The sequence below is a fragment of the Amycolatopsis camponoti genome, from assembly GCF_902497555.1.
Taxonomy (GTDB): domain Bacteria; phylum Actinomycetota; class Actinomycetes; order Mycobacteriales; family Pseudonocardiaceae; genus Amycolatopsis; species Amycolatopsis camponoti.
In genome coordinates this window covers 1,208,382-1,234,856 of sequence record NZ_CABVGP010000002.1, presented here as the reverse complement: position 1 = coordinate 1,234,856, position 26,475 = coordinate 1,208,382, and the positions used below count along the sequence as shown (strand labels likewise).

At 72.0% G+C, this 26,475-nt stretch carries 23 protein-coding genes; 1 reads left to right on the top strand and 22 read right to left on the bottom strand.

The genetic code is table 11. The features are described from left to right. Positions 1-22: 22 nt before the first annotated feature. The 7 genes from AA23TX_RS26365 to AA23TX_RS50800 all read right to left on the bottom strand — a co-directional run bounded on the left by AA23TX_RS26365 (position 23) and on the right by AA23TX_RS50800 (position 5,616). The gene (locus AA23TX_RS26365; RefSeq protein ID WP_196425537.1) at positions 23-1,564 is read right to left on the bottom strand and encodes an outer membrane protein assembly factor BamB family protein; all 1,542 of its coding nucleotides are present in this window, start codon (positions 1,562-1,564) and stop codon (positions 23-25) included. 331 nt (positions 1,565-1,895) lie between these two features. Then, positions 1,896-2,444: a carboxymuconolactone decarboxylase family protein gene (locus tag AA23TX_RS26360; protein WP_155545515.1), complete on the bottom strand. Its 549-nt coding sequence runs from the start codon at positions 2,442-2,444 to the stop codon at positions 1,896-1,898. Next, on the bottom strand, positions 2,416-2,910 hold the full coding sequence (locus AA23TX_RS26355; protein WP_230862709.1) for a DUF6187 family protein: 495 nt from the start codon (positions 2,908-2,910) through the stop codon (positions 2,416-2,418). Before AA23TX_RS26355 ends, AA23TX_RS26360 begins: the two co-directional genes overlap by 29 nt. After that, entirely contained in the window at positions 2,903-4,231 is a 1,329-nt protein-coding gene (locus AA23TX_RS26350) for an FAD-dependent oxidoreductase (RefSeq protein ID WP_155545514.1), read from the bottom strand. The genes AA23TX_RS26355 and AA23TX_RS26350 overlap by 8 nt, the downstream gene beginning before the upstream one ends. Before the next feature lie 19 nt (positions 4,232-4,250). Then, positions 4,251-4,727, bottom strand: a complete 477-nt coding sequence (locus AA23TX_RS26345) for a DUF6423 family protein (RefSeq protein WP_155545513.1) — start codon at positions 4,725-4,727, stop codon at positions 4,251-4,253. 262 nt (positions 4,728-4,989) lie between these two features. Then, positions 4,990-5,301, bottom strand: a complete 312-nt coding sequence (locus tag AA23TX_RS26340) for a DUF6235 family protein (protein WP_155545512.1) — start codon at positions 5,299-5,301, stop codon at positions 4,990-4,992. A gap of 180 nt (positions 5,302-5,481) precedes the next feature. Continuing rightward, entirely contained in the window at positions 5,482-5,616 is a 135-nt protein-coding gene (locus AA23TX_RS50800) for a hypothetical protein (RefSeq protein WP_277875418.1), read from the bottom strand. Between the two features lie 152 nt (positions 5,617-5,768). On the opposite strand from AA23TX_RS50800, the gene AA23TX_RS26335 reads away from it, so the two are divergent. Then, positions 5,769-5,990 carry a hypothetical protein gene (locus AA23TX_RS26335; RefSeq protein WP_155545511.1) on the top strand — a complete coding sequence of 74 codons (222 nt, stop codon included), beginning with the start codon at positions 5,769-5,771 and terminating at the stop codon, positions 5,988-5,990. Positions 5,991-6,280: 290 nt separating this feature from the next. Here the strand turns inward: AA23TX_RS26335 and AA23TX_RS26330 are convergent, their stop codons facing one another. The 15 genes from AA23TX_RS26330 to AA23TX_RS26260 all read right to left on the bottom strand — a co-directional run bounded on the left by AA23TX_RS26330 (position 6,281) and on the right by AA23TX_RS26260 (position 26,470). After that, positions 6,281-6,475, bottom strand: a complete 195-nt coding sequence (locus AA23TX_RS26330) for an acyl-CoA carboxylase subunit epsilon (RefSeq protein WP_155545510.1) — start codon at positions 6,473-6,475, stop codon at positions 6,281-6,283. A gap of 16 nt (positions 6,476-6,491) precedes the next feature. Then, positions 6,492-8,207 (bottom strand): acyl-CoA carboxylase subunit beta, encoded by a 1,716-nt coding sequence (locus tag AA23TX_RS26325; protein ID WP_155545509.1) that lies wholly within the window; start codon positions 8,205-8,207, stop codon positions 6,492-6,494. Then, on the bottom strand, positions 8,204-8,428 hold the full coding sequence (locus AA23TX_RS26320; RefSeq protein WP_155545508.1) for a DUF6222 family protein: 225 nt from the start codon (positions 8,426-8,428) through the stop codon (positions 8,204-8,206). The genes AA23TX_RS26325 and AA23TX_RS26320 overlap by 4 nt, the downstream gene beginning before the upstream one ends. Then, entirely contained in the window at positions 8,425-9,495 is a 1,071-nt protein-coding gene (locus AA23TX_RS26315) for an NAD-dependent epimerase/dehydratase family protein (protein ID WP_155545507.1), read from the bottom strand. The genes AA23TX_RS26320 and AA23TX_RS26315 overlap by 4 nt, the downstream gene beginning before the upstream one ends. Positions 9,496-9,507: 12 nt before the next feature. Further along, positions 9,508-10,071 (bottom strand): flavin reductase family protein, encoded by a 564-nt coding sequence (locus AA23TX_RS26310; RefSeq protein ID WP_439328778.1) that lies wholly within the window; start codon positions 10,069-10,071, stop codon positions 9,508-9,510. 2 nt (positions 10,072-10,073) lie between these two features. Further along, entirely contained in the window at positions 10,074-10,523 is a 450-nt protein-coding gene (locus tag AA23TX_RS26305; RefSeq protein WP_155545506.1) for an acyl-CoA thioesterase, read from the bottom strand. Between the two features lie 2 nt (positions 10,524-10,525). After that, positions 10,526-16,351, bottom strand: coding sequence for a type I polyketide synthase (locus AA23TX_RS26300; RefSeq protein WP_155545505.1), 5,826 nt, complete (start codon positions 16,349-16,351; stop codon positions 10,526-10,528). Between the two features lie 278 nt (positions 16,352-16,629). Next, positions 16,630-17,427, bottom strand: coding sequence for a TIGR03084 family metal-binding protein (locus AA23TX_RS26295; RefSeq protein ID WP_155545504.1), 798 nt, complete (start codon positions 17,425-17,427; stop codon positions 16,630-16,632). A gap of 229 nt (positions 17,428-17,656) precedes the next feature. Next, positions 17,657-18,727, bottom strand: a complete 1,071-nt coding sequence (locus tag AA23TX_RS26290; RefSeq protein WP_196425535.1) for a carboxymuconolactone decarboxylase family protein — start codon at positions 18,725-18,727, stop codon at positions 17,657-17,659. 132 nt (positions 18,728-18,859) lie between these two features. Next, positions 18,860-20,512, bottom strand: a complete 1,653-nt coding sequence (locus tag AA23TX_RS26285; RefSeq protein WP_155545503.1) for a GMC family oxidoreductase N-terminal domain-containing protein — start codon at positions 20,510-20,512, stop codon at positions 18,860-18,862. Beyond that, positions 20,509-21,078: a DUF5987 family protein gene (locus tag AA23TX_RS26280; RefSeq protein ID WP_155545502.1), complete on the bottom strand. Its 570-nt coding sequence runs from the start codon at positions 21,076-21,078 to the stop codon at positions 20,509-20,511. Before AA23TX_RS26280 ends, AA23TX_RS26285 begins: the two co-directional genes overlap by 4 nt. A 59-nt stretch (positions 21,079-21,137) precedes the next feature. Next, positions 21,138-22,514, bottom strand: a complete 1,377-nt coding sequence (locus AA23TX_RS26275; protein WP_155545501.1) for a cytochrome P450 — start codon at positions 22,512-22,514, stop codon at positions 21,138-21,140. Further along, on the bottom strand, positions 22,511-23,515 hold the full coding sequence (locus AA23TX_RS26270; protein WP_155545500.1) for an enediyne biosynthesis protein: 1,005 nt from the start codon (positions 23,513-23,515) through the stop codon (positions 22,511-22,513). Before AA23TX_RS26270 ends, AA23TX_RS26275 begins: the two co-directional genes overlap by 4 nt. Before the next feature lies 1 nt (position 23,516). Further along, the gene (locus AA23TX_RS26265) at positions 23,517-25,490 is read right to left on the bottom strand and encodes a CRTAC1 family protein (protein WP_155545499.1); all 1,974 of its coding nucleotides are present in this window, start codon (positions 25,488-25,490) and stop codon (positions 23,517-23,519) included. Then, positions 25,487-26,470, bottom strand: coding sequence for a DUF1702 family protein (locus AA23TX_RS26260; protein ID WP_155545498.1), 984 nt, complete (start codon positions 26,468-26,470; stop codon positions 25,487-25,489). The genes AA23TX_RS26265 and AA23TX_RS26260 overlap by 4 nt, the downstream gene beginning before the upstream one ends. Between the last annotated feature and the right edge of the window lie 5 nt (positions 26,471-26,475).

The following is a 26,475-nucleotide window of genomic DNA, read 5'->3' as shown; positions in this document are numbered from 1 at the left end:
GGGACGGCCGGGAGGGGCGGGCTCAGCGCCGGGGGCAGGATCCCAGGCGGTAGGCCACGATCGTCGGCTTCTGGTCCGGGGTCAGCGGGTACCCGCCGACCGCGACCACGGTGTCGCCGTCGATCATCACCGGCGAGTTCGACCCGGCCGGCAGCTGCGCCGACCAGATCTCCGCACCGGTCCTGGTGCTCAGGGCGTGCACCTTGCCCTCGTAGGTCGTGGTGAACACGACGTCGTTGACGATCGAGGACGCGCCGTAGGGCGAGTGGTCCAGCGGGTGCTGCCACTTGATCGCCCCGGTGACCTTGTCCAGCGCGACCATCACCCCCTTGCCCTGGTCGAACGGCGGCAGCGTGGGCAGGCCCTGGGTGGTCCAGGTGGCGCCCATGTTGTTGACCGCCGCGTAGATGGTCGTGTCGTCGACCGCCAGCGGGGCGGGCATGCCGCCCAGCACGCCGGGGAAGATCTCCACCGGCAGCTGGGGCAGCTTGTCGTACTCGCCGTTCATGGCCAGCAGGTTGTCACCCTCGTGTCCGTTGTGGATACCGACGGCCGTCTTCCACAGCGTCTGACCGGTCGCCTGGTCGTAGGAGTAGACGAACCCGGCCTTCCCGGAGCCGATGACCACCGGCCGCCGCCCCGCCGTCGTGACGATCGGCGTGTTCTGCAGGTCCCAGTCGTAGATGTCGTGCGGGCTCGCCTGGTTGTACCAGACCAGTTTCCCGGTCCGGCCGTCCAGCTTGACCACGGAGTTGGTGTACAGGTTCGCGCCCGGCCGGCTCTGGCCCCAGGGGTAGTCGCTGGTGCCGGGGAACGGCGCCGGGTTGGTCACCGCCAGGTAGACGTCACCGCGGGCGTCGAAGCTCGGCGGGTACCAGAGGCCGCCGCCGGAGTTGACGTCCGGCATGCCCCACAGGTCGGCCGGGACGGTCTCGAACTTCCACTTCGTGGCGCCCGTGCGCCCGTCGAGCGCCCACACGACGCCCTGCCCGTTGCCTTTGTAGAACCCGCCGTAGACGCCGGGAACCGTGGACATGAGCACGGTCCCGTTGTCGTACCCGGGGGCCATGTCGATGCCCTCGTTCTCGTTGCGGGTGATCTTCTTGATCCACAGCTGGGTCCCGGTGCGCGCGTCGAGCGCGAACACCGAGTCCGCGGTGCCGCCGAACACGCGGCCGTCGCCGACCGCGACGCCGGTGGGCCCGTTGCTCTCGGAGTGGTACAGCTTCGTCCACAGCTGCCGGCCGGTCCGCAGGTCGATCGCGTACACGTTGGAGCTGTGGTCCTGGGTGTAGAGCACGCCGTTCGCCACGACGGGCGTGGCCGAGTGCGTGCCGACGTAGCGGTCGGTGTTGCCGACGATCGGTGCCGTCCAGACCTGCTGGAGCGACCCGACGTTGCCGCTGTTCACCGGCCCGCCGACCCGGCGGGTGCCCGCCTTGTCGCCGTTGGGCTCTCCCCAGCCCGGGGCGACGTGGGTCCGCTCGGCCGCGGCGGGGCCGGCGGAGGCGGGTATCACGTGGATGGACGTGAGCAGCAGCGCGCTCGCCAGGACGGCGACCACCGACCTGCTTTTCCGTGGGTGTATCAGGCGCATGTTCGCGACCCCCATCAACGGGCGACTCGGGAAAACCGGCGCGCGGACCGGCTCTGTCACCAGGCGACGGTACCCGGCGGGGGCGCCGGTTCATCTCCGACGATGCCGAGGTTGCGCGATGCGGCTCAGCGAAAACTGTTGCCACACAAGTAAATACGTACACTTCGCCCAGCGCCGACCGAGCGTGTCCGCGCGAGCACCGAGGGCCACCGTCCGTCCACTGTGATCATCCTTTGTGGACACACGACGGAGGCCCCCGGCACGTCCTTGCCGGGGGCCTCCGTGAGCCGGGTGCGATTCAGGCGTCGGTGAGCAGGCCCGCCAGGCCCGCGTAACCGCCTTCTTTGAGGCGCTCCCCCGATTCGACCGCGTACGCCGCGTCGGCCTCGATGCCGATGCCCTCGACCATCCGGTTCATGAAGTTGAACAGCGCGCACACCAGGACGGCGTCGTGCAGCGCGCGCTCGTCCCAGCCCGCCGCGAAGACGGCCTCGGCGTCCGCCTCGGTCATCCGCGACGGCGTCCGCGTGAGCTTCCCGACGTAGGCCAGCACCGGCTTGAGCTTCTCCTCGACCGGCGCCGAAGCCAGGTCGGCGACCGCGGCCGCGAGCACGCCTTCGGGGACGCCGAACGCCTCCGCCGTCACCGTGTGGATGCCGTGGCAGTAGTCGCAGGCGTTGACCCCGGAGACGTACGCCGCGATCATCTCGCGCTCGCCCGGGGTGAACGGCGACTCGCCGCGCAGCAGCTCCTCGTGGAAGGCCAGCAGGTGCTTGGCGGGACCGGGGTAGGCCCGGAAGACCTGCAGCAGCGTGGTTTCAGCCGGCAGGGACCTCAGGTACGACATCGAAGGGTTCCTTTCCGTCCGCCAGCCCGGCAGCGAGCTGGTCGACCTCCGCACCGCGCAGCGCGCAGGCGGTCAGGTAAGCGATCGTGCCCGCCCCGGCGCCGGGTACCGCCGCCGCGACGAGGTCCAGGCGGCGCTCCCACTCCCGGCGCAGCGAGCCCGGCGACGACGTCGACGGCGGGTCACCGACGTGGCCGCGCAGGGTGAGCCAGTGCTGCCGGCCGGACTCGAGGAGCCCGCCCATGCCGAACGCGGCCGTACCGTGGCGGGCCTGGTCGACCACCTGCGTCACCAGGGCCGGGTCGTCGGCGAGCCGGGCCAGCGCCAGCCCGGCCAGCAGCCGGTCGGCGTCCAGGCCCAGCAGGATGATCCCGGCCTCGGTCGCGCCGGGAGCGTCGATGTCGGGCAGGGCGAACCGCGAGTCGTGCCGCTCGGACACCCCGGGCACCTCGGACACCTCAGACACCGACTACCGCCTCGGCCGGGGCCGTGACCGCGCCGCGCAGCTGCCCGGCGATCGCCGCGGCGACCCGGGTCGTGGCGACGCGGTGGCCGTCGATGTTGCGGGCGGCCGGCCCGAGCACCATCCCGGCCGCGGCCCCGACCACCGACACGCGCGGCTCGCGGCGGTAGGACAGCGTCCGCTCGTCCAGGGACGGCCAGCCGTCGCGGGCGTCGACGAGGTCGTCGGGCAGCAGGCCGGCGCCGATCGACGGCGTCGTGCCCAGCGCCAGCACGACGTGGTCGCCCGCGACCCGCCGCCCGCTCTCCAGCCGCAGCACGACGCTCCCGCCGACGGCCGGGGCGATCTCCTTGACCGCTTCGCCGCGGTGGACGACCAGCCTGCCCTCGGCTTCGGCGCGTTCGAGCAGCGGCCGGAACTCGAACATGATCGACGCGCGCCGGAACCGGCCCATCAGGTCGAGCCGCTCGGCCCAGCCGACCCCGTCGAAGCGCTTGCGGCCCTCCGGCCGGAAGAAGGTGGAGTTCACGTCCGCGCACTGGTAGCGCTCGCCGGTCTCCCGGACCACCCAGTGCACCTCGCGCCCGGCTTCGAGCGCGCCGGTGATCAGGTGGGCCGCGGTGAGTCCGGCGCCGACGACCACCTGGCACCGCGCGCCCGGCGGCACCGATTCGTCCCAAAAGGACACTCCGCGGGGCGGATGCCCGCCGCCCCACCAGGTCTCCGGCGCGGGCCGGCGTTCCTCGCCCGGGCACAGCACGACGTGGCGGGCGGCGACGGAGAAGCGGTCGGTGTGCACGGTCACCGCGTCCCGCCCCGGCGTGACCTCGCGGACCGTCGCCTGCCAGGTCTTCTCGCCGACGTGGTGGGTGGTGACCAGGTGCGCGCAGTAGGCGTCGAAGACGTCGACGGGGACGACCGACCGGTGCCCCGACTGGGACATCCGGATCTCGCGGCGCTCGGTGGGCGTCAGCCGCCCCCAGTGCAGCCGCGCGAAGTCGAGCAGCTCGCAGTCGCGGAACCCCTCGACGCCGGGGTGGTGCTCGTAGGGCGAGCGCAGCACGCGCTGGCCCAGCAGGTCGATCCGGCCGAAGAACCGCCCGCACGGCCGCCCGGTGCGGTCCACCACCACGACGTCGGGCACGCCGTGGTGCCACAGCGCGGAGGCGACGGCGAGCCCGGCCGGGCCGGCCCCGACGATCACGACGTCGGCCGCGGGTGCCGGCGACGCCGCCCGCGCCGGGGACGGTGGCGCGGGCGGACGCGGCCAGTCGCGGCCACGCGGCGAGTCGAGCAGGTGCGGCTCCGGTACGAACTTGATCACTGCTCGCCCCGCCGCCGGCTCAGAGGACCGTGACGGGGACGATCAGCTCCACCACCGGCCGCTGGCTCATCCCGTTGGTCACGAGCTCGTCCAGCGTCTGCTGGGACTGCTCGGCGCTGTCGGTGGCGATCGGGCTGTAGCGCGAGTAGAAGTAGGTCGGCTTGCGGCCGCCGGTCTCCATCGAATACGTCTTCAGGACGGTCTCGCCGGGGCGGACCTCGCCGTCGTAGAAGGTGAGGCGGCGCTGGTCCGGCGTCATGAAGCTCTTCGAGAACTGGGGCGACATCAGCATCGCGTCGTCGAGGAAGGTCGAGTCCTCGTCCATCACGGCCTGCATCGCGACCCACGTCTGGTCGGTCAGGTTGGTCTCCGCCTTGATCACCTGCCACCGGCCGGGTTCGGGGAGGCTCACGCTCACCGAAACGTCGTGGTCGGTGGTGTCGATCGCCCCGGTGATCATGAGCACCCGGCGGCCGACGTCGGCGGTCCCGGTCATCTGGACGTCCCGGGCGCGAACGCGGCTGGAAACATCGAGTCCTGGCAATTCGGGTGAAGACATGGTGCAGCCTCCTACGTTACCCACCCCAGAAATAGCGGCCTGACCAGCGAACACACAAAGGTTTTCACATGGCAAGATGCGCTGTCAAGGTGAGGAATACACGTCCGGAAGCCGATATTCGACAGCCGATCAGGTGAAATACCCGCACCCGGGTGCGGAGCGCGGGTTGGTCCGTTCGGCGCAGTTTTCGGCCGAACCGTCACTCGGGGCTGGACGTCCCCTGAGGTGCGGCGGCGGTGTCGAACTCGTCTTCGACCGCTCCGACGTAGCGGATTTCGAACGCGGATTCGGCGCGCTGCACCATCACTTTCATGACCAGTCCCGGTTTCACCATGATGAGGAAATTGCCGGGATCGCGGGGGTCGCCGAAAATGTCGTAAACGAGAAAAGCGGAACCGTCGCCGACGGCGAACAGGGCCTCGTAGACGACATTCCGCGCCGCCTGTGAAGCCGTCTCGGCCCAGCTTTCGAGGACCTCGAGGCCCGCCGTGAGCTGGAGGCGCATTGCCATCCGCCGGCCTCCCAACCGAACGTCGCAGATCGCCGTCACGCATGGCCACCGGGCCGTCGTGCCAGGGCTCCGGTGACACTCCGGCCCGAACAGGGTCAATTCTCCCCGGCCGACGGCGGGGTGCTCATCTCCGAGCGTGCGCTCCGGCACCGTCCGTGTTCGGCGCCGGAGCCCCGCCCCTCAGTTGTAGCCGAGCACGATGTGCTCGCCGAGCTCCTCGTCGGCCGGCTCGGGCGCTTCGACCAGCCTGAGCCCGCGGGCCTCTTCGGTGGGTGGTGGCGTCCAGTCGTCGGCCGGGACCGCTGCTGCCGTCATGGCGTTCCTCCGCTTTGTCGTGTGTGGGATCACCATGCGCCCCCGGGGTCGAGGATCGGATGGGAACCGCTGACGTGCGCAGCATTTGAGTGGTCGGGATAGGGGTCGGCGGAGTGCACTGGAGGTTCCCCACTCGACGGCGAGGTGCGCGCATGACCGAGGAACGGAAGCCGATCGGCGGCGCGGCGGACCGCCAGCGCACGTGCGCGGTCTGCGGAGCGGAGTTCACCCGCGGCGAGCGCACGGAGGTGGAGGCGATCTCGGACGGCGAAGTGCGGTACGTGGCGGTCCACCCGGGCCACACGACGTACTCCCCCAGCCGCGAGCGCGCGGCGGCGCGGAGGTTGAAGGAGATCCCGGGCCAGGCCGCCTGACGCCCCCAGGGCCCCGGCAAAGTCGCGGTGGCTCGCTCACCCGCAGCTCCGCCTACGTCTCGAATGAGTCATTCATGACCTCGGGGGTCCTGAATGACTCATTCGAGACACCAGCGCCGCCGAAACCGCCCCCAGGCACGTGCGCCGACCCTCCGGGCACGCGCGCCGGCCCTCGCGGAAGCGCCCCCATGCGGCCTTCGGTGAGCTGAACGCACCAAAGGGGGCCTCGGGGCGCGTTCAACGCACCCGAAGGCCCCTTGAGGCGCTCGGTACCGGCGCCGGGGGTGGGCTCAGTGCGGCAGTCCCGACATCCGCCAAGCGCCCGCGGCGGCTCGCGGTTCCCGGGCCCGCCATCCCGGGTCGCCCCACGCCGACGGCCGCGGGGGCTCCGGCGGCCGGGTCGCGCGGATCGCCTGCAGCACCGCCACCAGGGCCGCCAGCTCGCTGTCGTCCGGCGCGCCGTGGACCACGCGGATCGCGGACATCGCGCCACACCTCTTCTCAGATCGGCAGGTTGCCGTGCTTGCGCGCCGGGGCGGGCTTGCGCTTGTCGCGCAGCATCGCCAGGCCGCGGGCCACCGCCGCGCGGGTCTCGGCCGGGTCGATGATGTCGTCGACCAAGCCGCGCTCGGCCGCGTACTGGGGGTTCAGGAACTCCTCCGTGTACTCCGCGACCAGCTTCGCCCGCAGCGCCGCCGGGTCGGCCGCGGCCGCCAGGTCACGGCGGTACAGCACGTTCACCGCGCCCTCCGCGCCCATCACCGCGATCTGGTTCGTCGGCCACGCCAGCGACAGGTCGCACCCGATCGACCGCGAGTCCATCACGATGTACGCGCCGCCGTACGCCTTGCGCAGGATCACCTGGATCCGTGGCACTGTCGCTTCGCAGTACGCGTGCAGCAGCTGCGCGCCCTGGCGGATGATGCCGCCGCGCTCCTGCTCCACCCCGGGCAGGAAGCCCGGCACGTCCACCAGGCTCACCAGCGGGATGCCGAACGCGTCGCAGAACCGCACGAACCGCGCGGCCTTCTGCGACGCCGGCCCGTCGAGCACGCCGGCGAACACCACCGGCTGGTTGCCGACCAGGCCGACGACGCGGCCGTCGATCCGCGCGAGCGCGCACAAGACGTTGCGCGCCCAGCCTTCGTGCAGCTCGAAGAACTCGCCGTCGTCGGCGAGCTCGGCGAAGACGTCCCGCATGTCGTACGGCTGGTTCGGCTCCACCGGCACCAGCTCCGCCAGCCGGGGCCGGTAGTCGTCCGTGGCGTTCGTCGGGACGGTCGCGGGCGGCGGGTCGAGGTAGTTCGACGGCAGCAGCGAAACCAGGTACCGGACGTCGGCGAGGCAGCTCTCCTCGTCGTCGTGCACCACCGTCGCGACGCCCGACGCGCTCCCGTGGACGTCCGCGCCGCCGAGCTCCTCGTGCGTGACGCGCTGGCCGCTCACGGCCTCGACCACGTCGGGCCCGGTCAGGTACATCCGCGCGGTGTCGCGCACCATGAACGTGAAGTCGGCGAGCGCCGGCGAGTACGCCGCGCCGCCCGCGCAGGGGCCGAGGATGACGCTGATCTGCGGGATCACGCCGGACGCCTCGACCTGGCGGCGGAAGATGCCGCCGTAGCCGTTCAGCGCCAGCACGCCTTCCTGGATCCGGGCGCCGCCGCTGTCGTTGAGCCCGATCACCGGGGCGCCGTTGGCCACCGCGAGGTCGAGCACCTTGTGGATCTTCGCCGCGTGCGCCTCGCCGAGCGAACCGCCGAAGAGCGTGAAGTCCTGGGCGTAGACGAACACCCGCCGCCCGTCGATCGTGCCGGAGCCGGCGACCACGCCGTCGGTGTGCGGGCGGTTGCCGGCCAGGCCCGGCCCGGTCGCCTGGTGCCGCCGGTAGGGCTCGATCTCGGTGAAGGAGTCGTCGTCGAGCAGCAGGGCCAGCCGTTCGCGCGCGGTGAGCTTGCCCAGCGAGTGCTGCCGCCGGACGGCGTCGAGCTTGCCCTCGTGGATGTGCGAGCGCAGCTCTTCGCGACGGCGGCGCAGCAGCGGCATGTCGGCCGGCTCCGGGCGCGCCAGGTCGGCGGCGCGGGCCAGCTCGATGACCTGGGCGTCCCCGGACGTCCCCGTCCCCGGACGGCCCAGCCGGCGACGCCGGACCCCGTCGGGGACCGGCACCACCTCCGCGTCGTCGGCTCGCGCCGCGCCGGACTCCTGGCTTCCGCTCACGCGGCATCCCTCATCCGGGCCCGGTGGTCCCGCTCGATCTCGGCGACGATGTCGGACCACACGATCCCGCGGCCCAGCCGCGGCATCGGGCGGACCAGGGCTTCGACCGGCACCGGGGCGGTGCCTGATGCCGCTTCCGCGGTGAAGAGTGCGTCGGCGGACGCCTGCTGCACGGGCTGCCGATCACCGGTGTCCGCGTGCCCGGCATCGCTGGTGGTCATGACAGGACCTCCTCGGTCTGGACGGCCCCGGAGCCGGGGCCGGTGAGTGCTGCTGAAACCCCGTCGGCGTCCGATGTGGACACTGCCGCCGAACCCGCCTGCCGGCCGGTGATCCGTCCCGTGGCGTGCAGCCAGGTGACGGTGTCGCGCACGGTCTCGAGCGCCGGCCGGGCCGCGACGCCGCCCGTGGGCGCGTCCGGGTCGACCGGCACCGCCGTGGCGCAGACGTGGATCGCGCCGTACTGGACCGGCAGCGCCCACGGCCAGACGCGTTGCAGCCGGTCGGCGAACCGGCCCACCGGGTACAGCGCCCGCGGCGGCACGAACACCGCCGGCAACGCGCGCCCGGTCGCGGCCCGGGCCGTGGCCAGGTAATCCCGGGTGGTCAGGAAGTTTCCCGGCCCGAAGAACGCGGCCCGCGCGGGAACTTCCCCGCCCAGCAGCCGCGCGTGCAGCTCGGCCGAGTCGCGGACGTCGCCGAGCGGGAGGCCGCGTCCCGGCCAGATCGGGGTCAGCCCGCGCAGCACGGCCCGCAACCGCGCGTTCTGGTCGCCCAGGTGCGGGTCGTCCGGGCCGAGCAGCGCCGGCGGGTACGTGACGACCACCGGCGCCCCCACCGAGGCGTGCCGGCGCGCGATCCCCTCGGCGACGACCTTCGACTGCAGGTAGGCCTCCCGCGGCTCGCCGACCGGGCTGGCGGGCCCGACCGACGGCGCCGTCGTGGGGTACAGCGTCCCCACCGTCGACACGTGCACGATCCGGCCCGCCCCCGCCCGTCGCGCGGCACCGAGGACGACCTCGGTGCCGCGGACGTTGACCCGCCACAGCTCGTCGCGGCGCCGGCTGTCGAACGTGTAGACGCCGGCGGCGTGCAGCACCGCGTCCGCCCCCGCCACCAGCCGCCGGGCCGCCACCGGGTCCGTGACGTCGCCGGTCACGACGTCCACTGTGGACGGAACGCGGCCGGGGTCGCGGGCGAGGAGCCGGACCCGGTGCCCCCGCCGCAGCAGCGCCGCGACCGTGTGGGCACCCAGGAAACCGGTGCCCCCGGTGACCGCGATCAGCATGACCGTCCCCTCTCAGGCCGCGCGGGCCTTCCCGTCGACGTGGTGGTAGCCGCCGCCGTAGAAGACGAGCGCGTGCTCGCCGGTGCCGCGGCTGGTGGCGAGCACCCGGCCCAGGAAGATCGAGTGGTCACCGCCCTCCAGCACCTGCGCCAGCTCGCACTCCAGCCACGCCAGCGCCCCGTTCAGCAGCGGGGCCCCGGTCTTGCCGCCGGGCGTGTAGCCGACGGCTTCGAACTGGGCCATCCCGTCGGGACGCCGCCAGTCGGCGAAGTACTTCGACGTCTCCTGCTGCTCCGCGGCGAGGATGTTCACCCCGAACGAGCCGGCCGTGACGATCGCGGCGTGCATCCGGGCGGCCTTGGACACGCAGCACAGCACCATCGGCGGTTCCAGCGACACCGACGAGAACGCGTTCGCGGTCATGCCGTGCGCGTCCTCCCCGCCCGCCGTCAGCACCGTCACCCCGGTGGCGAACTGCGACATCACCTGCCGCAGTCCCGGCTGGGCCGAGAGGCCGCGGCGTGCCGGCGACGTAGGCAGCCGCTTCAGCACGTGAGGCTCCGATTCGTAGCCCACTGTCAGACTCCCTTGCCGTTGACCGCGGCCGTCGCGTAGGGAACCAGTGCCTCGCGCAGCTGCTCGGGGACCCGCGACGGCACGGTGGCCGTGTTGGGCCCGCGCATGCAGGCGATCCGCTGCCGTCCCCGCGCCACCAGCACTTCGCCCTCCGCACGCAGGTGGACGTAGTCGAACGCGAACTGGATCTGCGTCGAGGTCAGCTCCTCCAGCCGCAGCCGGATGGACAGCTCGTCGAACGCGGTGATCTCGGCGAAGAACTCGCACTCCACCTTGAGGGTGAACAGCTTGAGGTCGTGGCGGACCTCCTCGAGGACGGCCGGGGCCTTCTCCTTGAGGAACATCTCGCGGCACCGGCCCTGCCAGCGCACGTAGTTCACGTAGTAGACGTTGCCCACCAGGTTGGTCTCTTCGAAGCCGACCGTGTGGCGGATCTCGTAGTAGTCGGACATCCTCAGTTCCCCTCTGCGTGGAGCACGGCGAAGACGATCGGGTCGGTCCGGTCGTTGACGGTGGTCGACCAGGTGGCGATCCGGGCCCCACCGGAGGCGAGCAGCGCCCACCCGTCGGCGTCGACCTGGCGCACGGTGAGGGCCTGGGTCATCGAGCCGGTCTTGCGGACGCACTCCAGCGCGCTCCAGACCCGCGTGTTGGCCACGCTGATCGGTTCGCCGGTGTCCGCGGCCAGCAGCCGGCCGAGGGCGAGGAGCTCCTCGCCCAGCAGCCCGGCCCAGTCCTCTTCGGTGCGTTCGATCGCCGTCTCGATGTCGCAGGCGACCTGGTTCTCGCCGGCGACCACGAGGGTCAGCTCCGAAGTGTGCGACGCGTTCACCTGCACGCCGTCGCACTCCGGCTTGCCGTCGGGGCGGTAGCGGACCTCGACCGGCCGGTCGAGCGCGCGGCCCGCGGCGAGCGCGGTCTGCGCCCTCCGCTCGGCGATGCCTTCGGCGGGCCGTCCGGCGGGGTCGGGCTCGAGGACCACCGACCGCGTCCCGCCGAGCAGCCGCTCGCAGGCACGCTCCACATAGGACCCGAGCATCGAGGGGACCCACGGCCCGGCGCCGTCGCGCTTGCGGACGGCGCGCAGCTTCAGGCCTTCCCAGCGCTCGACCAGCGTCCCGTCCGGGTTGCGCACGTCGAGGTCGTAGATGTAGCTGTCCCCGTCCTGGAGGCGTTCCTTCGCGTCCAGCAGGACGTACTCGTCGTGCTGGCGGCCCGGTTCGGCCAGGTACAGCTTCTCGATGCCCTGCGGCAGCAGCGTCGCGTCCGGGACGCAGCACTGGATCGCGTGCATCATCGCGTCCCGGGTGCCCGGGTCGGCCAGCAGCCGCTCCTGCGGGAGGAACGGGGCGAACCAGTAGTGGTCCGCGTTGGTCGAGATCTCCGCCACGGCGTGCCGGGCGCTCGCCCGCCGGTAGCCGAGGACCCGCTGGAACCGCTTGCCCTGGAACAGGACCGAGCCGTACAGCTCGCTGATCGGCTCCACCGGGACCGGCGGCAGCGCGACGTCGCGGGGCACGCACTCGCCGAGCTGGTCCGGCCGGGCGAAGCTCAGCCGCGCCTTGAAGTGGTCGGCGCTGAAGCCGGTCTCGTCACTGCGGATCACGACGTCGACGGTGTCGGCGTCGCGGGCCAGCGTGGCCAGCCGGACCGTGGTCGACCCGCCCGGCGAGACGATGATCGGCCGGAGGAACTCGACGTCGGAGAGCACCGGGGTGCCGGTGCGGTCCAGCGTCGCCGCCGCGGCCTGCGTCATGGCCTCCATGCCCAGGACCGCCGGGAACAGCAGCTGCCCGTCGAGCAGGTGGTCGGTCAGGTACGGGTCGGCACCGTCGGACAGGTCGGCCTCGGTGATCAGCTCGACGCCCGGGTAGTGCACGACCGCGCGGTCGACGAACCGGGTCAGCGGCAGCTCGCGCTTCTGGATCGGCAGCGTGGCCAGGCCCGACGTGCGGCCGCAGACCACCAGGACCGGCGGCGCGGCCGGGTCGGCCAGCACCTGGCGGAGGATGGTGATGCCCTCCTCGGTGGGGATCGGCGTGATGCCGTCCCGCATCAGGGCGGACACGACGCCCAGCTTCTCGCCCATGCCGGTGCCCGACCAGACCGACCACTCCAGCGCGATCGCCCGCGCCTGCGGGTGTTCCTGGCCGAAGCGCAGGGTCAGCTCGGTCATCCAGTCGTTCGCCGTGGCGTAGTGCGCTTCGCCGCGCAGGCCCGCCCGGCCGATGATGCTGCCGAAGGTGACCAGGAGCTTGATGCGGTCCTGGTCCACCGCGGCGAGCACCGCGTTGAGCCCGCCGATCTTCGGCGCGAGGGTCTTGCGGAAGCTGTCCTCGGTCAGGGAGAAGAGGGCGGCCGGCTCGTTGCGGCCCGCGCCGTGGAGGACCGCCGTGACCGGGCCGAGGTCGGCCTGGACCCGGGCGACCGCCTCGGCGATCTGCGGGGCGCTGGTGACGTCGGCGCGCTCGTAGCGGTAGCGGATGCCCGCCGCCTCCATGCGGTCGAGGTTCTCGGCCAGCTCGGTGTCGGTCTCCGGGTCGCTGCGCCCGAGCAGGGCCAGCTTGGCCCCGGAGTCCTTGGCCAGCGCCAGCGCGCTCTCCGCGGTGATGCCCTTGCCGCCACCGGTGACGAGCAGGACGTCGGTCGAGTCCAGCGAGTCGCGGATCGGGCCGGGCTTCGGCGCGGCCAGCGCGGACAGCCGCGGCACCGTACGGCCACCGTCGGCGCCGTAGCGGGCTTCGGTGAAGTCCGTGGTCGCGGCGACCTCGGCCACCACGGTGTGCACGGCTTCCGCGACCGCGTCCACATCGGACGGTGCCGGGTCCGCGAAGTCGATGATGGTCGTCTTCGCCGACGGGTCCTCGAGCCGCAGGGTCCGGGCCAGGCCGGCCGCGCCGTAGCCGTGGTGCACGACCACGAAGCGCGTGCCGTTGGGGGCGGCCATGACGGCGCGGCCGGCGTCGAGGAACAACCCGACGTGGCTGGAGTCGCAGTCCGCGGGCAGGCAGAGCAGCACGCCGTCCCCGGTGCCGGACGCGGCGAGCGCGGCCTTCAGCGGTTCGGCCAGCGGGTGCCGCGGGGTGGCGAAGACCTGCCACTCGGCGCGGCCGGCGCCGGGCGTGAGGTCGGCGGTCGGCCGCGGCGCGGGTACGTACTCGACCGCGAACGGCCGGACCCACGGCCCGACGCCCGGGGCTTCGCCGACGTGGCTGTCGGTCGGCTTGGCCGTCTGCGCCAGCTCGTCGATCATCTCGGCGAGCTCACCGAGGCACACCGTCGCGAAGTTCGGCATGCCTTCCAGCGCGGGCCGGCCCAGCGCCCGGGTGACGTCGTTGACCAGCTGCCCGACCGTGATCGACGACAGGTGCAGGTCGTCGAGCGGGTGGGTGTCGGCCGTGACGGCCTCCAGCGGCAGCTCGACGCGCTCGGCGGCGAGCTTGCGCAGCAGGTCCAGCGTCGAGCCGGAGTCGCCTTCCGCGGTCCCGGCGTCGGCGTCCGCGGCCTGCGCCTTCTCCGCGGCCAGTTCGGCGGCCAGCTCGCTGTCGATCGACGGCGCCGCCTCGCACGGGCTGGCCAGGAAGCTGAACACCCCGTCGGCGGGCAGGGCGCGCACGACACGGCCTTCGAACAGCGCCTCGGTCGAGATCGGCGCACCGAGCGCGAACGCCGCGCCGACGACCCGCAGCAGGGCCTGCAGCGACGCGTTGTCCGTGTCGATCGCGAGCACCGGCGTCTGCGGGGCGATCTCCTCGAACAGCCCGGTCAACACCCGGCCGGGGCCGACCTCGACCACCAGGTCGCTGCGCTCGGCCACCTTGGCGGCGGCTTCGCGGAAGCGGACCGGCAGCACGATCTGGTCGCGCAGCAGCTCGGGCAGGTTCTCGGCGGCGTGCAGCACATCGCCGCTGACGGTCGAGACGACCGGCCGCTCGAGCCGGGAGAAGGAGAATTCGCCCAGCTTCTCGGTCATCGCGTTCGCGGCGGGCTCGACCGCCGGCGAGTGGAAGGCGTGCGAGACCTTGATCCGGGTCGCGCCGACGCCCTGGGCCTTGGCCCGGGCGACGATCTTGTCGATCGCCGGGGCCGGCCCGGAGATCACGGTCTGCTCGGGCGCGTTGTACCCGGCGATGACGACGTCGTCGCCCAGGCCCAGTTCTTCGACGCGACCCGGTGAGGCGGCGATGCCGGCCATCGCGCCGGTGCCGTCACCGGTCGTCGAGGCCATCACCTTGCCGCGGACCTTCGCCAGCTCCAGCAGCCCGCGCTCGTCGAGCGCGCCGCCCCAGTGCAGGGAGGTCAGCTCGCCGAGGCTGTGGCCGGTGGCCGTCGACGCTTCGATGCCGAACGAGCGCAGCACGCGCAGCGCGGCCAGCGAACCGGTGACGATCCGCGGCTGGGCCACTTCGGTGGCGACCTGGTCGCCGCTCGCGGGCAGCCCCGCGGCGCGGAAGATCTCGTCGGCCGCGGTGAACCGGCGGCGCAGCGCGCTGTCGCCACCGCGTCCCGATCCCTGACCGGGGAACAGGTAGCCGATCTTCGGCGCGGAGCCGCGGCTGCTCGCGAAGATGCCGTCGGCGGAGTCGAAGATCGAGTCGCCGGATTCCAGCTGCTCCAGGAGCTTCGTCAGCTTGCGCTCGGCGTGCTCCGGGTTGGCCGCGACGACCGCGGCGCGCACCGAGCGGCCGGCCAGCTTCCCGGCCAGCTCGCCGGCGAGGTCGGTCAGCTCGGCGAACGACAGCTTGGGCACAACCTCCAGCGCCGCGGCGATGTCGCCGCGCAGGGTCGCGACGTCGTCGGCGTCGAACAGCAGCAGCTCGGCGTCCTGCCGCCCGGCGACCAGCGTGCGGGCCCGCTCGTCGAGCTCGCGGCGGCGGGCCGCGGTCGGCGCCTCGGTGACCGTGACGTGGGAGTTGATGCCGCCGAAGCCCATCGCCGAGACCCCGGCGCGGACCGGCTGGTCCGCGGGCCAGAGCGCCGGGTCGCGCGGGACGTACATCCGGGCCGACGTGCCGGTCAGCGACTCGTGCGGCTCGTAGTGGCCGGTGGCGGGCGGGATGACCTGGTGGTACACCGCCAGCGTCGCCTTGATCAGGCCGGCGACGCCGGCCGCGGCCTTGGTGTGCCCGATGTTGCCCTTGATGGTCGACAACGCGGCCGGCTTGGCCAGCGGGTCGGCGTCGCGGCGGGCGGTGGAGAGCGCCTCGATCTCGGTGGCGTCGCCCAGCGCGGTGCCGGTGCCGTGTCCTTCGAAGTAGGAGACGGTCTCGACGCCGTAGCCCGCGCGGTCGTAGGCGCGCTTCAGGGCGAGCCGGTGCCCGGCGGCTTCGGGCCGGGTGATGCCGCCCTTGCCGTCGGAGGAGACGCCCCAGCCACCGATCGACGCGTAGATCCGCTTGCCCTGCTCCAGCGCGTCGCTCTCGCGCATCAGGACGAGCATGCCCGAGCCCTCACCGGGCCAGAAGCCGTTGGAGTCGGCGTCGTAGACCTTCATCTCGCGCTTGGCCAGCGCGCCGGTCTTCGCGAAGCCGATCACCTCGAACGGGTCGATCGAGAGGTCGACGCCGCCGGCGATGGCGAGGTCGAGGTCGCCCTGGGCGAGCGCGTTGGCCGCGGTGACCACGGACAGCAGCGAGGACGAGCAGGCGCCGTCGACGGTGTACCCGCCGCCGGCGAAGTCGAAGTGGTTGCAGACGCGGCCGGCGATGGTGTTCGCCAGGCCACCGGCGAGGCTGTCCTCGTTGATCTCGGGGAACGGCTCCTTGTACTGGATCTCCAGCTCGCGCAGGAAGCTCGCGGTGTCCTCGTCCTCCCAGCCGCGGGAGCTCAGCGCCGCCGCGACCGTGCGGCGGACGTACGGCCAGCGCAGCCGCATGATGTTGGCGCGGGAGAACTCGCCGGTGAGGCTGTTGCCGATGACGACACCGGTGTTCTGCCGCGGGGCACCGTCACCCTCGCCGAAGCCGGCGTCCGCGAGGGCCGCGGCGGCGACGTCGAGCGCGAGCCAGTGCGTCGTGTCGGTCGCCCGGAAGGTGCTGCCGGCGACCTTGTGCGCGACCCGGTCGAACTCGTAGTCCCGCAGCACCGCCGCCTTCTGGGCGTAGAAGCGGTCTGGTGCCTTCGGGTCGGGCGAATAGTAGTCCGCCCGGTTCATCCGTTCGTCCGGCAGCCTGCGGAACGCCCGGCGCCCGGCCAGCACGTTTTCCCAGAGCTCCTCCGGAGAACTCGCGTCGGGGTACCGGAGACCGATACCGACGATCGAAATCCGCTCTACGCTCATGCCACCGCACTCCCACTGGCTCTCGAGCCCCGTATCACCGGAACCATCAGGTCCCCGCTGTCCTCCGGCGCGGGAACGGGGTCCCTGCGCCGGTCTGTCGTCCACGGGCGGCGGCGGCGCCGCTGCCCGGTTCCACCGGTCCACCGGACCGCCGGGATCCAGCATCTCCCCGTCGGTGCGGACCGTCTTCTTTCTCCCTGCCCCGGCCCGTACGTCAGCACGCTGGGACAACGATTTTCACTGTCCACTCAGGACATGTCAGGCTTGGCCGGACCCGGTCAGGCGTCGAACTGGCCGGGACGGCGGCCCTGGCCAGCCGGCCCGCGGTAGGCCTGGGCGATGTCGAGCCACTGGTCGGCCACCGTGCCCTTCGCCCGGATGTCGAGGTCGTAGCGGTGCCGCCGCCGGGTGACGAGCAGGCAGAAGTCCTCGGCGCTGCCGCTCACCCGCTGGTCGGCGTCGGCGGGGCCGAACGTCCAGAGCGCGCCCGAGGGCGCGGTGAGCTCGTACCGGAACTCCTCCGACGGCGGCGTCAGGTTCCGCGCCTCGTAGCCGAAGTCCCGGACCCGGACGGCGAACCCGACGAGGTGCTTGATCCGGTCGGTGCGCTCGAGCCGCACGCCCAGCGCGTCGGCGATGTCCTGGCCGTGGCCGAAGAGCTCCATCATCCCGGCGCAGGCCAGCACGTACGGCGGCAGCGGGTTCACCAGCCACGGCACCAGCTGGTCGCCGGGGACGGCGGCGAGCGACTTGATCCCGGCGTCGCGCTCGGCGCGCCAGCGGGTCAGCAGTACCTCGGCCGGGTCGTGGACGAACTCCTGCAGCGCGCCTTCGACGGCGTTCTCGAAGCCGACGGACTCGACCGCCTTGGTCATCTCGACGAACGCCGCCGGCTGCGCGGCCGCGAGGCCGGCGATCCGGAAGATGAACGCGAGGTGCGCGATCTGGTGCTTCACCGCCCAGCCCGGCGCCGGGCTCGGGGTGTCCCACCCGGCTTCGGGGAGACCGGCGACGAGGGCGTCCACCTCGGCGGCCTCGGCGGTCAGGTCGTTGATCACGCCCTTGGTGTCAGTCACCTGTCTGTCCTCTCACCGGTGCGACGTCGTTTTTCGTGACAACCGGGGCTCCGCCACCCGGACCCCCGAAAGATGCTGAGCCGGCGGCCGCCGCGGTGGTGGCGGGGGTGAAGAGCCACCGTGCGGCGACCGCCGGTCGATCGGATCCGCGGGGCGGCGTCAGGAACCGGGTCCGTTGCGGTGTGTCCCGGTGCTGCGCGCCCCGGCCGGCGATCCGACCTTTCGATCATCACCCGCGCCGACCTGCGGAGTCTTCTCTTCGCGGGCGGTGCGGCAGCCGCTCGGCGGCCGCCACGGCCGCGGTGAGAGCCGCCCACGACACCAGCTCCACCAGGGCGCGATCGTCCGTCCTTTCCGGACGGACGGCGGCCACGTCCGGCGCGTCGACCTGGTAGGCCGCCTTGGCGGTGAACAGCGCGAGCCGGCCGGCCGCGCGTTCGCCCGCGGGCAGCTCGGCGAGCACCGGCTCGGCCCAGGCGCGGCTCAGCCCGGGCGGTTTCCCGTCCCAGGCCTTGAGCTCGCGACGGACGAGGTCCCGCACCCGGGGCGGCACCGAGCGCTCCCCGGCGGCTTCGATCGCCGCCGCGGCGCGCGCGAAGGCGTCGGAGAGGGTGCCGCCCGGGGGTGCCCAGCCGGGACCGTCGGCGGGGGCGGGCGGGAGCAGACCCAGCGCGTCCCCGGGCGGCGGCGCGCCCTCCGGCCGGAGCAGGGTTCCCAGCACCGCCTTGGCCTTCGCCCGCGCGGACGCCGGAACGGCGGCCGGCAGCGGCGACGGGCCGAGGAACACACTCACCACCCGGTTGAGGTAGTGGAACGCGACGGCCACGGCGGTGAACTCGGCGGCGGTGGTCGCCGGGACGTCGGCGGGCAGCCGTCCCTCGCCCCGCGCCCACGCCGCCAGCGCCCGCGTGTCCCGGTCCGCGATGGCCCCGGCATCGCCGGCCTCGATGGCCGCGGCGGCGCCCGGCTCCCCCAGCGACGCGAGCGCCATGGCGTGCACCTCGACGCAGTACGGGCACGAGTTCGCCGCCGACACCGCGGCCGCGACGACCTCCTTGTCGGCCCGGCTCGCCGTCCCGCCCGCGACCAGCGACTCGCGCAGCATCAGCCACACCGCGGCGAGCACGTCCGGCGCGGGCGAGTGCAGCGCGAGGGGCGGCGCGAGCATCCCGAAGTCCCGCTCCACCTGCCGGTAGACGTCCCGCACGAGCCCCCGCGCTCGCCGCGGCCGCACGGCCTCGACGTACTTCACGTCCCGCAGCGTCCGCCGCAGCGCGACCCGCACCACTCCCGGCGCCATGCTTCCTCCTAGAAACCGGGGCATCACGCGTGATCAGAGGGGACACACGCGTGATTGGAGGGGCATCACGTTCGATGCCCCTCCAATCACGAGTGATGCCCCGCCAATCACACGTGATGCCCGTTTCGTGACTCAGTTGCCGGCGACCAGGTCGAGCTTGGACACCGCCCGGCGGCCCGTGATCGAGCCGTCGGGGGCCGGGGCGCCGTACTTGACGTCGACGTCGCGGGCCTGCAGGGCCCGGACGATGCCCGGGATCGACCGCTCGGCGAGCGCGGCGATGGTCATCGCCGGGTTCACCGTCAGCGCGCCCGGCACCGACGCGCTGTCGGTGACGAAGATGCCCGGGTGGTTGCGCAGCTCGTGGTTCGGGTGCAGCGCGGACGTCGCCGCGTCGTCCCCGATCCGGCACGACGCCAGCGGGTGCACGGTGTACGCCCCGACGACGTCGTTGGTCCACGGCGATACCTTGGCGATGCCGTCCTTCTCGATGATCGCCTTGCAGTCGGCGTCCGCCAGCGCCCAGCCGCGACGCGTGTTCGGCGTCGGGTCGTAGCGCAGCGGGCCGCGCCCGAGCATCTGCTGCGAGATCCGGTACGCGTTGCCGGTGGGCGGCGGGGTGCCGAAGACGCCCTCGTTGTCGTCCTCGGTCATCAGGAAGATCGTCAGCCAGTTGGACCACTGGTTGAGGATCTCCTTCTTCTGCGCCCCGTACCAGCGCGGCTCGTCCCCGCCCGGCACCTGGGCGAGGATCGTGCCCAGCCCCGGCGGGAAGTACAGCTGCTCCAGCGAGAACCGCTCGTACTCCGGCAACGACCCGTCGAGCTTGTCCCAGTTCGCGACCGTCGGGCCCTTGCCGATGTGGTTGGCCGAGTACACCGGACCGTCCTCACGGGACAGTCCGAGCACCTCGCGGACGCGGTCCTCGTCGATGATCGCGGTGTTGAGCCGCTCGCCGTTGCCGGAGAAGTACCGGCCGACGCCGTGCGGCATGGTGCCGAGCGTGGCCTCCGAGCGCTGCAGGATCACCGGCGTCGCGCCGGCGCCGGCGGCGATGATGACGACCTTCGCCTCGATGACGCCGCTGCCGGTGTGGACCCGGTAGTCCTCTTCGTCGATCAGGTCGAAGTGGACGCGGTAGCCGCCGTCCTCGGTCCGCTCGAGGCGCTGGACCTCGTGCAGCGGCCGGATCTGCGCGCCGTGCGCCAGGGCCGCCGGCAGGTAGTTCGTCAGCATCGACCGCTTGGCGTCGAACCTGCAGCCGGCCATCATGAAGTTGCAGTTGACGCAGGTGGCGTTGTCCACCGCCACCGGCGCCGGGTTCGCGGTGCGCCCCGAGTGGTGGCAGGCCGCGGCCCACAGGCCACCGGCGTAGGAGACGTCGTTCCAGTCCTGTTTGGACACCGGGATCGACTCGTCGACCCGGTCGTACCACGGCTCCAGCGAGTCGCGCGTGAGGACCGACGGCCACATCCGGCGCCCGATGCTGCCGTGCCGCTCGAACACGAACCGCGGCGCGCGCGGCATCGCGGCGAAGTACACCACGCTGCCGCCGCCGACGCAGTTGCCGCCCAGCACGCTCATCCCGTCGCCGACGACGAAGTCGAACGCGCGGGTGTAGGACGAGCCGAGCAGGTAGTCGTGCTCGAAGTCGTCCGCGGCCAGCCAGGGCCCGCGTTCGAGGACGGTGACCTTGGCCCCGCCCGCGGCGAGGTGGTACGCGGGGATGGACCCGCCGAACCCGCTGCCGACGATGACGACGTCGGTCTGCTCGATCGCGCTCATGCTGGGCTCCCGGAAGGCGTCGTGTCGGGGTGGAGCTCGGCCAGCTTGCGGCCGTAGCCGTACTTCGGGAACCGCCAGAAGCCGTCGGCGTCCGGCGCCTTGTACCCCAGCGCCAGCAGGCCGGGGTGCCCGTCGCGGATGGCGTCGGCGGTGTGCAGGTGCGGTGCGCTGTCGTAGGCCATGTTGCAGAACAGCGCGAGGCTGACCCAGCCGTCCTTCTCCGGGTGGCCGGGCGTGGTCAGCCGCCGCACCAGCTCGCGGCGGTGCTCGTACGGGAGCGCGACGAACGGCGGGACGTCGTGGTCGAGCTCCAGCGTCACCTCGCCCGCGTAGGACTTCGCGTGGTCGTTGAGCGACTGCGCGAGGTAGGGCAGGCCGGCCGTGACGCCGGTCGCGTCGAAGTTCAGCAGCTCGAGCGCGCCGGCCACCACCGACCCCGGGCCGGGCGCCGCCCCGGCGATCGCCCGGTCACCGGGATACCGCTTCTCCCCGGGGACGATCGTGTCCGCGTAGGCCTCGAGAGTCATGTTCATCACGCGTTCTTCTTCGGTGGCCTCGGGTTGCACCGGCCTACCTCCTCGTCGAATGTCCACAATAGAGCTCAGGCGGCTCGCCGCCGCAGACGTCAAGCTGCTTCGGACCGGCGCCGTCGCTCCCGACGGTGCACGGTCATCGGCAGCCCGCCGCGCACCCGCAGCGAAAGCATCGCCTCGGGTTCGACGACCTTGCCGGGGACCTTGCGCAGCTCCAGGTCCCGGGCGGCCATCGCCAGCACGAACACGGCCTCCATCACGCCGAGGCTGTTGCCGATGCAGAACCTCGGCCCGGCCCCGAACGGCAGGTAGGCGTACCGCGGCGGCCGCTCCGCGGCGGTGAACCGCTCCGGGTCGAAGCGCTCCGGGTCGGTCCAGAACCCCGGGTGCCGGTGCAGCGTGTAGGGCACGACGACGACGTCGGACCCGGCCGGCACGTGGTACCCGCCGATCTCGTCGTCGGCCTGCGCGATCCGCGGCAGCAGCCAGACCGGCGGGTACATCCGCATGACCTCTTCGACCACCGCCACGGTGTAGGTCAGCTTCCGCAGGTCCTCGTGCTCGGGCAGCCGGTCGCCGAGCACCTCGACGGCTTCGGTGTGCAGCCGCTCACCGACCTCGGGGTGCTCGTCGATCAGGTGGAACGCCCAGCCGAGCGTGCTCGCCGTCGTCTCGTGCCCGGCCAGCAGCAGCGTGATCAGCTCGTCGCGCATGCGCGTCCGCGACGCGCCCTCGCCGGACCCGGACGCGATCAGCCGGGACAGCACGTCCTCGCCGTTCTCGACCGGGTTCGCGAGCCGCTGGTCGACCAGCTCGTCGGCGATCCGGCGCAGGTCGTCACGCGCGGTCCGGAACCCGACCTGCTTCTTCAGCGGCACCCACTGCGGGACCATGCTGAGCGTGACCGCCTCGAACATGGCCTGGTCCTGCACGGCCTCGAACGAGTGACCCAGCGTCTCGTACCCGCCGAGCTCCGCGTCGAGCAGCGTCTTGCCGAGGACACCGAGAGTCAGGCCGGTCATCTCGTGCAGGATCTCGACCGGCCCGTCGTGCTCGGCCAGCCGCTGCACGAGAGTGTCCACTTCGGACGCCACGACGGCGGCCTGGCGCGAGATCCGCTTGGGCTGGAACACCGGCTGGATGGTCCGGCGCTGCTTCTTCCAGGTGTCGCCGTCGCTGGTGAGCAGGCCGTCGCCGAGGGCCCGGCGGGCCTCCTGCAGGCCGATGCCCTTGTGGTAGTTCGCGGCGTTGTCGGCGAGGACGTGCTTCGCCAGGTCGGGGTGGTTCACCAGGTACATCGCCTTGGGGCCGATGGCGATGCGGACGACGTCGCCGTAGGTGTCGGCGTTGTCGCCCATGAGCGCGAGCCGGTCGGTGAAGAGCTGCTTCAGCAACCGGAACGTCGCCCGGCGCGGCGGCCCGGGCGGCGCGGTGCGCGCCGCCCGGGCCTCGTCCGAGGGAACGGTCATGCCGCGACTGCCCCGGGCTTCTCGCCGTCGGCCGGCGGCGCGGCGGCGAGTTCCAGCTTCGCCTTCTGCGCGGCCTGGTCCGCCTCGAACTTGATCCGCGCCTTGTTCGAGAAGTGCAGGCCCCACAGGAACAACCCGCGGATCAGGCAAACGGTCGCGGTGGCCAGGAAGAGCCCGTAGGCCACGTGCACGGCGGTGAAGAAGCCGTACGTGAGCGCCACGCCCGCGCCGAAGAGGAACTGCGAACCCTTCTTCGACGGCGACGTGCCCGGGTCGGTCACCATGTAGTTCGTGTAGAGCACGAACGCGACGCCGGTGCCCATCGCCAGCGCGCCGGGGATCGACGTGCCGAAGAGCCAGCCGCGGACGAAGGCCTGCACGACGAAGAAGCTCAGCCAGCCCGCGATCAGCCACATGCGGCCGGTCAGCAGCGCGTTGAGCACCGTGCCCGACACGAGGATGATGCCGACGATCAGCCAGCCACCCCAGGTGGGGATCTGCTCGGTGAAGTGGTACGGCGGGGCGATGCTGGCCCACGGGAACACGAGCAGGATGATCGTGATGCCGAAGTTCGACGGGTTCATGTAGTGCCGCATGCGGCCGTACACCGGCGCCTGGAGGATCCACTTGGCGCCGACCGCGACGACGACGCCGAACATCATCACGAGGATCTGGTCGTTGACGTAGGTCAGCATGTTCAGCGCGAGACCGGTGATGTGCGCCGGCAGCAGGAACTCCATGAGTCCCTTGAACCCGTTGCCCCGGAACCGGACGTCACGCTTGGTCACCCGGGCGTTGATGATCTCGAGGCCGATCTCCGTGGTGTACGCGGTCGCCAGCGCGACGAACGGGTACAGCCACGGCTGCTCGAAACCGAGCACGGTGTAGCCGATGATGTTGAAGACGGTGATCGAGATCGCGAAGCGCCGCAGGGCGGTGATGACCTTGTTGGTCCGCTTCGGTGGCGCACTGTCCACCTTGGTCAGCGTCGGGGTGGCCATGTCACATCTCTTCCTTCGCCGTGGAGCCCAGCTGGTACATGTGGCAACCGGGTTGCAGCTTCAGGTCCTGCGTCCGCAGCTGCCCGGTCCGGTCCCGCCACTGCAGGTGCACGTCGAGCGGGCCGCTGACGTTCTGGCCGAGGCCGATCTGGATGTCGAAGCTGCGCCGGCCGGCCTCCCCGCTGCTGCCGTCGACCCGGCCGAGGTACTTCTTGCCGTCCGAGGTCGTCACGGTGACCTGGGCACCGATCGCCGGGTTGCCGGCCGCGGGCAGCGGGCCGGGCGCCACCGGGGCGTCCGTGGTCAGCTTCAGCTGCAGGTACTTGCCGGGGTCCGGGCTGTCGTTGTGGTAGAAGATCGGCTCTTCCCACTGCCGCGCGACCGCGAACTCGGGCAGGCCGTCGCCGTCGGTGTCGCCGACCGCGATGCCGCGGGTGGGCACCGGCACCGCCAGGCCGAGCTTCGGCGCGAGGTCGGTGTAGCGGCCGTCCGGGCTCTTCACGAAGAAGTGCAGCGTCTGGTCGCCACCGATGTCGTCACCGGCGCGGGCGTTCGGCCACCAGAACGGGTTGGACAGCAGGCCGTCGTGGGCCGTGGCGATCTCCTGCAGGTTCGGCCAGCGGTTGATCTGGCCCTTGACGAACCCGGTGGCCTGCGCGATCTGGTTCTCGCCGCTGTTGTTGAAGTCCTGGATCTTGACGTCCCAGCCCCAGCCGGACCACGCCGTGCCCTTCTCGGCGCTGTCGTCGTGGAACGGCGCGACGCCGTCCTTGAACTGCTTGGTGAGGTCCGCGTTGTCCTTGGCCTCGTTCATGAACTGGAAGTTCGACTCTTCGATGCCCCACGACGTCGTGATGTTGCTGACGAACAGGTCGTAGAGGCCGTCGTGGTTCAGGTCGCCGAAGTCGACGCCCATCCCCTTGAAGGAGTCGTGGCCCAGCACCTTCGACTTCGGGTCGGCGATCCCGCGGACCCCGGTGACCTCGGCGAGCTCGATGTGGCCCGGCGTGGACTTGTTGTACAGGAAGTGGTCGTGCCCGAAGTCGTTGGCGATGTAGAGCTCCGGCAGGTTGTCGCCGTTGACGTCGGTCGCGCTGGAGGCCAGCGTCCAGCCCAGCCGCGCGGACTCGGGGATGCCCTGGGAGGCGTCGACGAACGTCGCGCTCGGGTTCGCCCCGGAGGTGGCACCGGTCCAGCGGAAGATGTACTTGGCGCCCGAGTTCGTCGCGTGCGACATCGACTGGTTCAGCGTGATGCCGCCGTCGGCGTTCGGGTCCAGGACCTTGCTGTCCGGGAAGTAGTTGCCGACGAAGACGTCGACGTGCCCGTCGCCGTCGAAGTCGCCGATGGTGACGGAGTCGGTGTTCCACAGTGGACCGTTGTACTTGCCGTCCGGGCCGCGGTGGTTGCCCGGCACCAGCTCGGTCGGCTGGAACGCGGACGCGTCGAACTTGGTCGCGTTCGCCTTCTGCAGGAACAGGACCGGGGACCGGCCCCAGTAGTAGGCCAGGACGTCCGTGCGGCCGTCTTCGTTGTAGTCACCGGGGACGCAGCCCATCGGCGCCATGTAGTCCCACGTCGGCAGCGCCGGTGCGGGGTCGAGCGCGAACGGCGCGTACCGCGGGCCCGAGTCCGGCGCCGGCGTGATGACGACCTGGTCGCTGCGCGGGTCGACCAGGCAGAGGTCGTTGGCCTTGCCGCTGCCGCTGATGTCGTTGATGGCGATCGCGGCGCCGACCGAGGAGATCCAGGCGGCGATGTGCTCGTACTCCTTGTTCACCGTCCGGATCGACTGCGACTTCTTGGCCGCCGGCAGCGCGATCGTCATCGGGGTGAAGTGGAACTTGCTCGCCAGCTGGTCCTGTTCGGCGGCGGAGACGCTGGGGAGCCGGGCGACCAGGAACAGGCCGAGGATCAGCACCAGCGCCACGATGCCCGCCAGCTGCTTGCGCAGCCAGCCGAAGGTCGCGGTCATTTCTTCTTCCCTCCGTGGGTCAGCACTTCTTCGGCGATCCGCTGCCGCCAGGTTTCGAAGGCCGGGACGTCGTCGCCGTCGACGACGACGGCCGGGCGGACCTCCTGGGTGATCGCCGCGGCCCGCTCGGCGGACATGCCGCAGATCGCGCGGGCCGCCATCTCGGTTTCCGGGATCATCAGGCCCGAGCGCACCCGGCACTCGGCGGCGAAGGCGCTTCCCTGCGCCAGCGGTCCGTGGTGGATCCCGGCCCGGTCGACCAGTTCCGCCAGTTCGCCGGCGGTGACACCGCAGGCGTAGGTCGAAGCCAGGCCCACGCCGGCGTACAGGTCGCCGTGCCGGGATTCGGGGAACTCCTCGATCGCCTTGGCCACCAGGGACACGTCCGTGCCGTTGATGAACCACAGCGCCCGGCCGATGCCCTGGTCGATGGCGCGCAGCGCGTAGCCTTCGTAGCGCCGGTCCGGCCAGGAGAAGCCCGGGTCCTGGAACTGCTGCCCGATGTACTTGGCGGTCTTGAAGTACGCCTGGTGGAAGCCGTAGCCGTCGAGCACGAGCCAGCGCAGCAGCGGGTCGAACGCCGACGCCTTCGGCCAGGCGAACCGCGGGAGCCGGCACATGGCCCAGCCGACCCCGACGTAGATGATGTAGTCGTGCTTCTCGCCGGGGCCGGCCAGGAACCCGGCGATGTTCGTGCTCTTGCCGAACGGAAGCCCGTCGAGGACGCCGTAGCCCATTCCCGCGCCTTCGTAGGCGAAGCCGCGGAACTGCGGGGGAATGCGCTCGAGCCACTCCTCGGCCTGCTCGAACGACCGTGCTTCGACAGCGTGCGCGTACCCGAGGAGGAATTTCTCCCCGATCGTCTCGAGTCGTTCTTGAGCGGCTGGGCTCTTCCGGTGGAAGCCCCGCTTCTCCAGCGACGTTTCCGAGACATCGGGTGTCAGAATGCGGCGCCTGAGCGTACGCCAACCATTGCCCAACGCAC

Excerpts from the sequence above, each read along its gene's own strand:
- AA23TX_RS26360 (WP_155545515.1), bottom strand. The coding sequence starts at position 2,444 with ATGTCGTACCTGAGGTCCCTGCCGGCTGAAACCACGCTGCTGCAGGTC.
- AA23TX_RS26345 (WP_155545513.1), bottom strand. The coding sequence starts at position 4,727 with ATGACCGGGACCGCCGACGTCGGCCGCCGGGTGCTCATGATCACCGGG.
- AA23TX_RS26340 (WP_155545512.1), bottom strand. The coding sequence starts at position 5,301 with ATGGCAATGCGCCTCCAGCTCACGGCGGGCCTCGAGGTCCTCGAAAGC.
- AA23TX_RS50800 (WP_277875418.1), bottom strand. The coding sequence starts at position 5,616 with ATGACGGCAGCAGCGGTCCCGGCCGACGACTGGACGCCACCACCCACC.
- AA23TX_RS26335 (WP_155545511.1), top strand. The coding sequence starts at position 5,769 with ATGACCGAGGAACGGAAGCCGATCGGCGGCGCGGCGGACCGCCAGCGC.
- AA23TX_RS26330 (WP_155545510.1), bottom strand. The coding sequence starts at position 6,475 with ATGTCCGCGATCCGCGTGGTCCACGGCGCGCCGGACGACAGCGAGCTG.
- AA23TX_RS26320 (WP_155545508.1), bottom strand. The coding sequence starts at position 8,428 with ATGACCACCAGCGATGCCGGGCACGCGGACACCGGTGATCGGCAGCCC.
- AA23TX_RS26315 (WP_155545507.1), bottom strand. The coding sequence starts at position 9,495 with ATGCTGATCGCGGTCACCGGGGGCACCGGTTTCCTGGGTGCCCACACG.
- AA23TX_RS26305 (WP_155545506.1), bottom strand. The coding sequence starts at position 10,523 with ATGTCCGACTACTACGAGATCCGCCACACGGTCGGCTTCGAAGAGACC.
- AA23TX_RS26300 (WP_155545505.1), bottom strand. The coding sequence starts at position 16,351 with ATGAGCGTAGAGCGGATTTCGATCGTCGGTATCGGTCTCCGGTACCCC.
- AA23TX_RS26290 (WP_196425535.1), bottom strand. The coding sequence starts at position 18,727 with ATGGCGCCGGGAGTGGTGCGGGTCGCGCTGCGGCGGACGCTGCGGGAC.
- AA23TX_RS26285 (WP_155545503.1), bottom strand. The coding sequence starts at position 20,512 with ATGAGCGCGATCGAGCAGACCGACGTCGTCATCGTCGGCAGCGGGTTC.
- AA23TX_RS26275 (WP_155545501.1), bottom strand. The coding sequence starts at position 22,514 with ATGACCGTTCCCTCGGACGAGGCCCGGGCGGCGCGCACCGCGCCGCCC.
- AA23TX_RS26270 (WP_155545500.1), bottom strand. The coding sequence starts at position 23,515 with ATGGCCACCCCGACGCTGACCAAGGTGGACAGTGCGCCACCGAAGCGG.
- AA23TX_RS26265 (WP_155545499.1), bottom strand. The coding sequence starts at position 25,490 with ATGACCGCGACCTTCGGCTGGCTGCGCAAGCAGCTGGCGGGCATCGTG.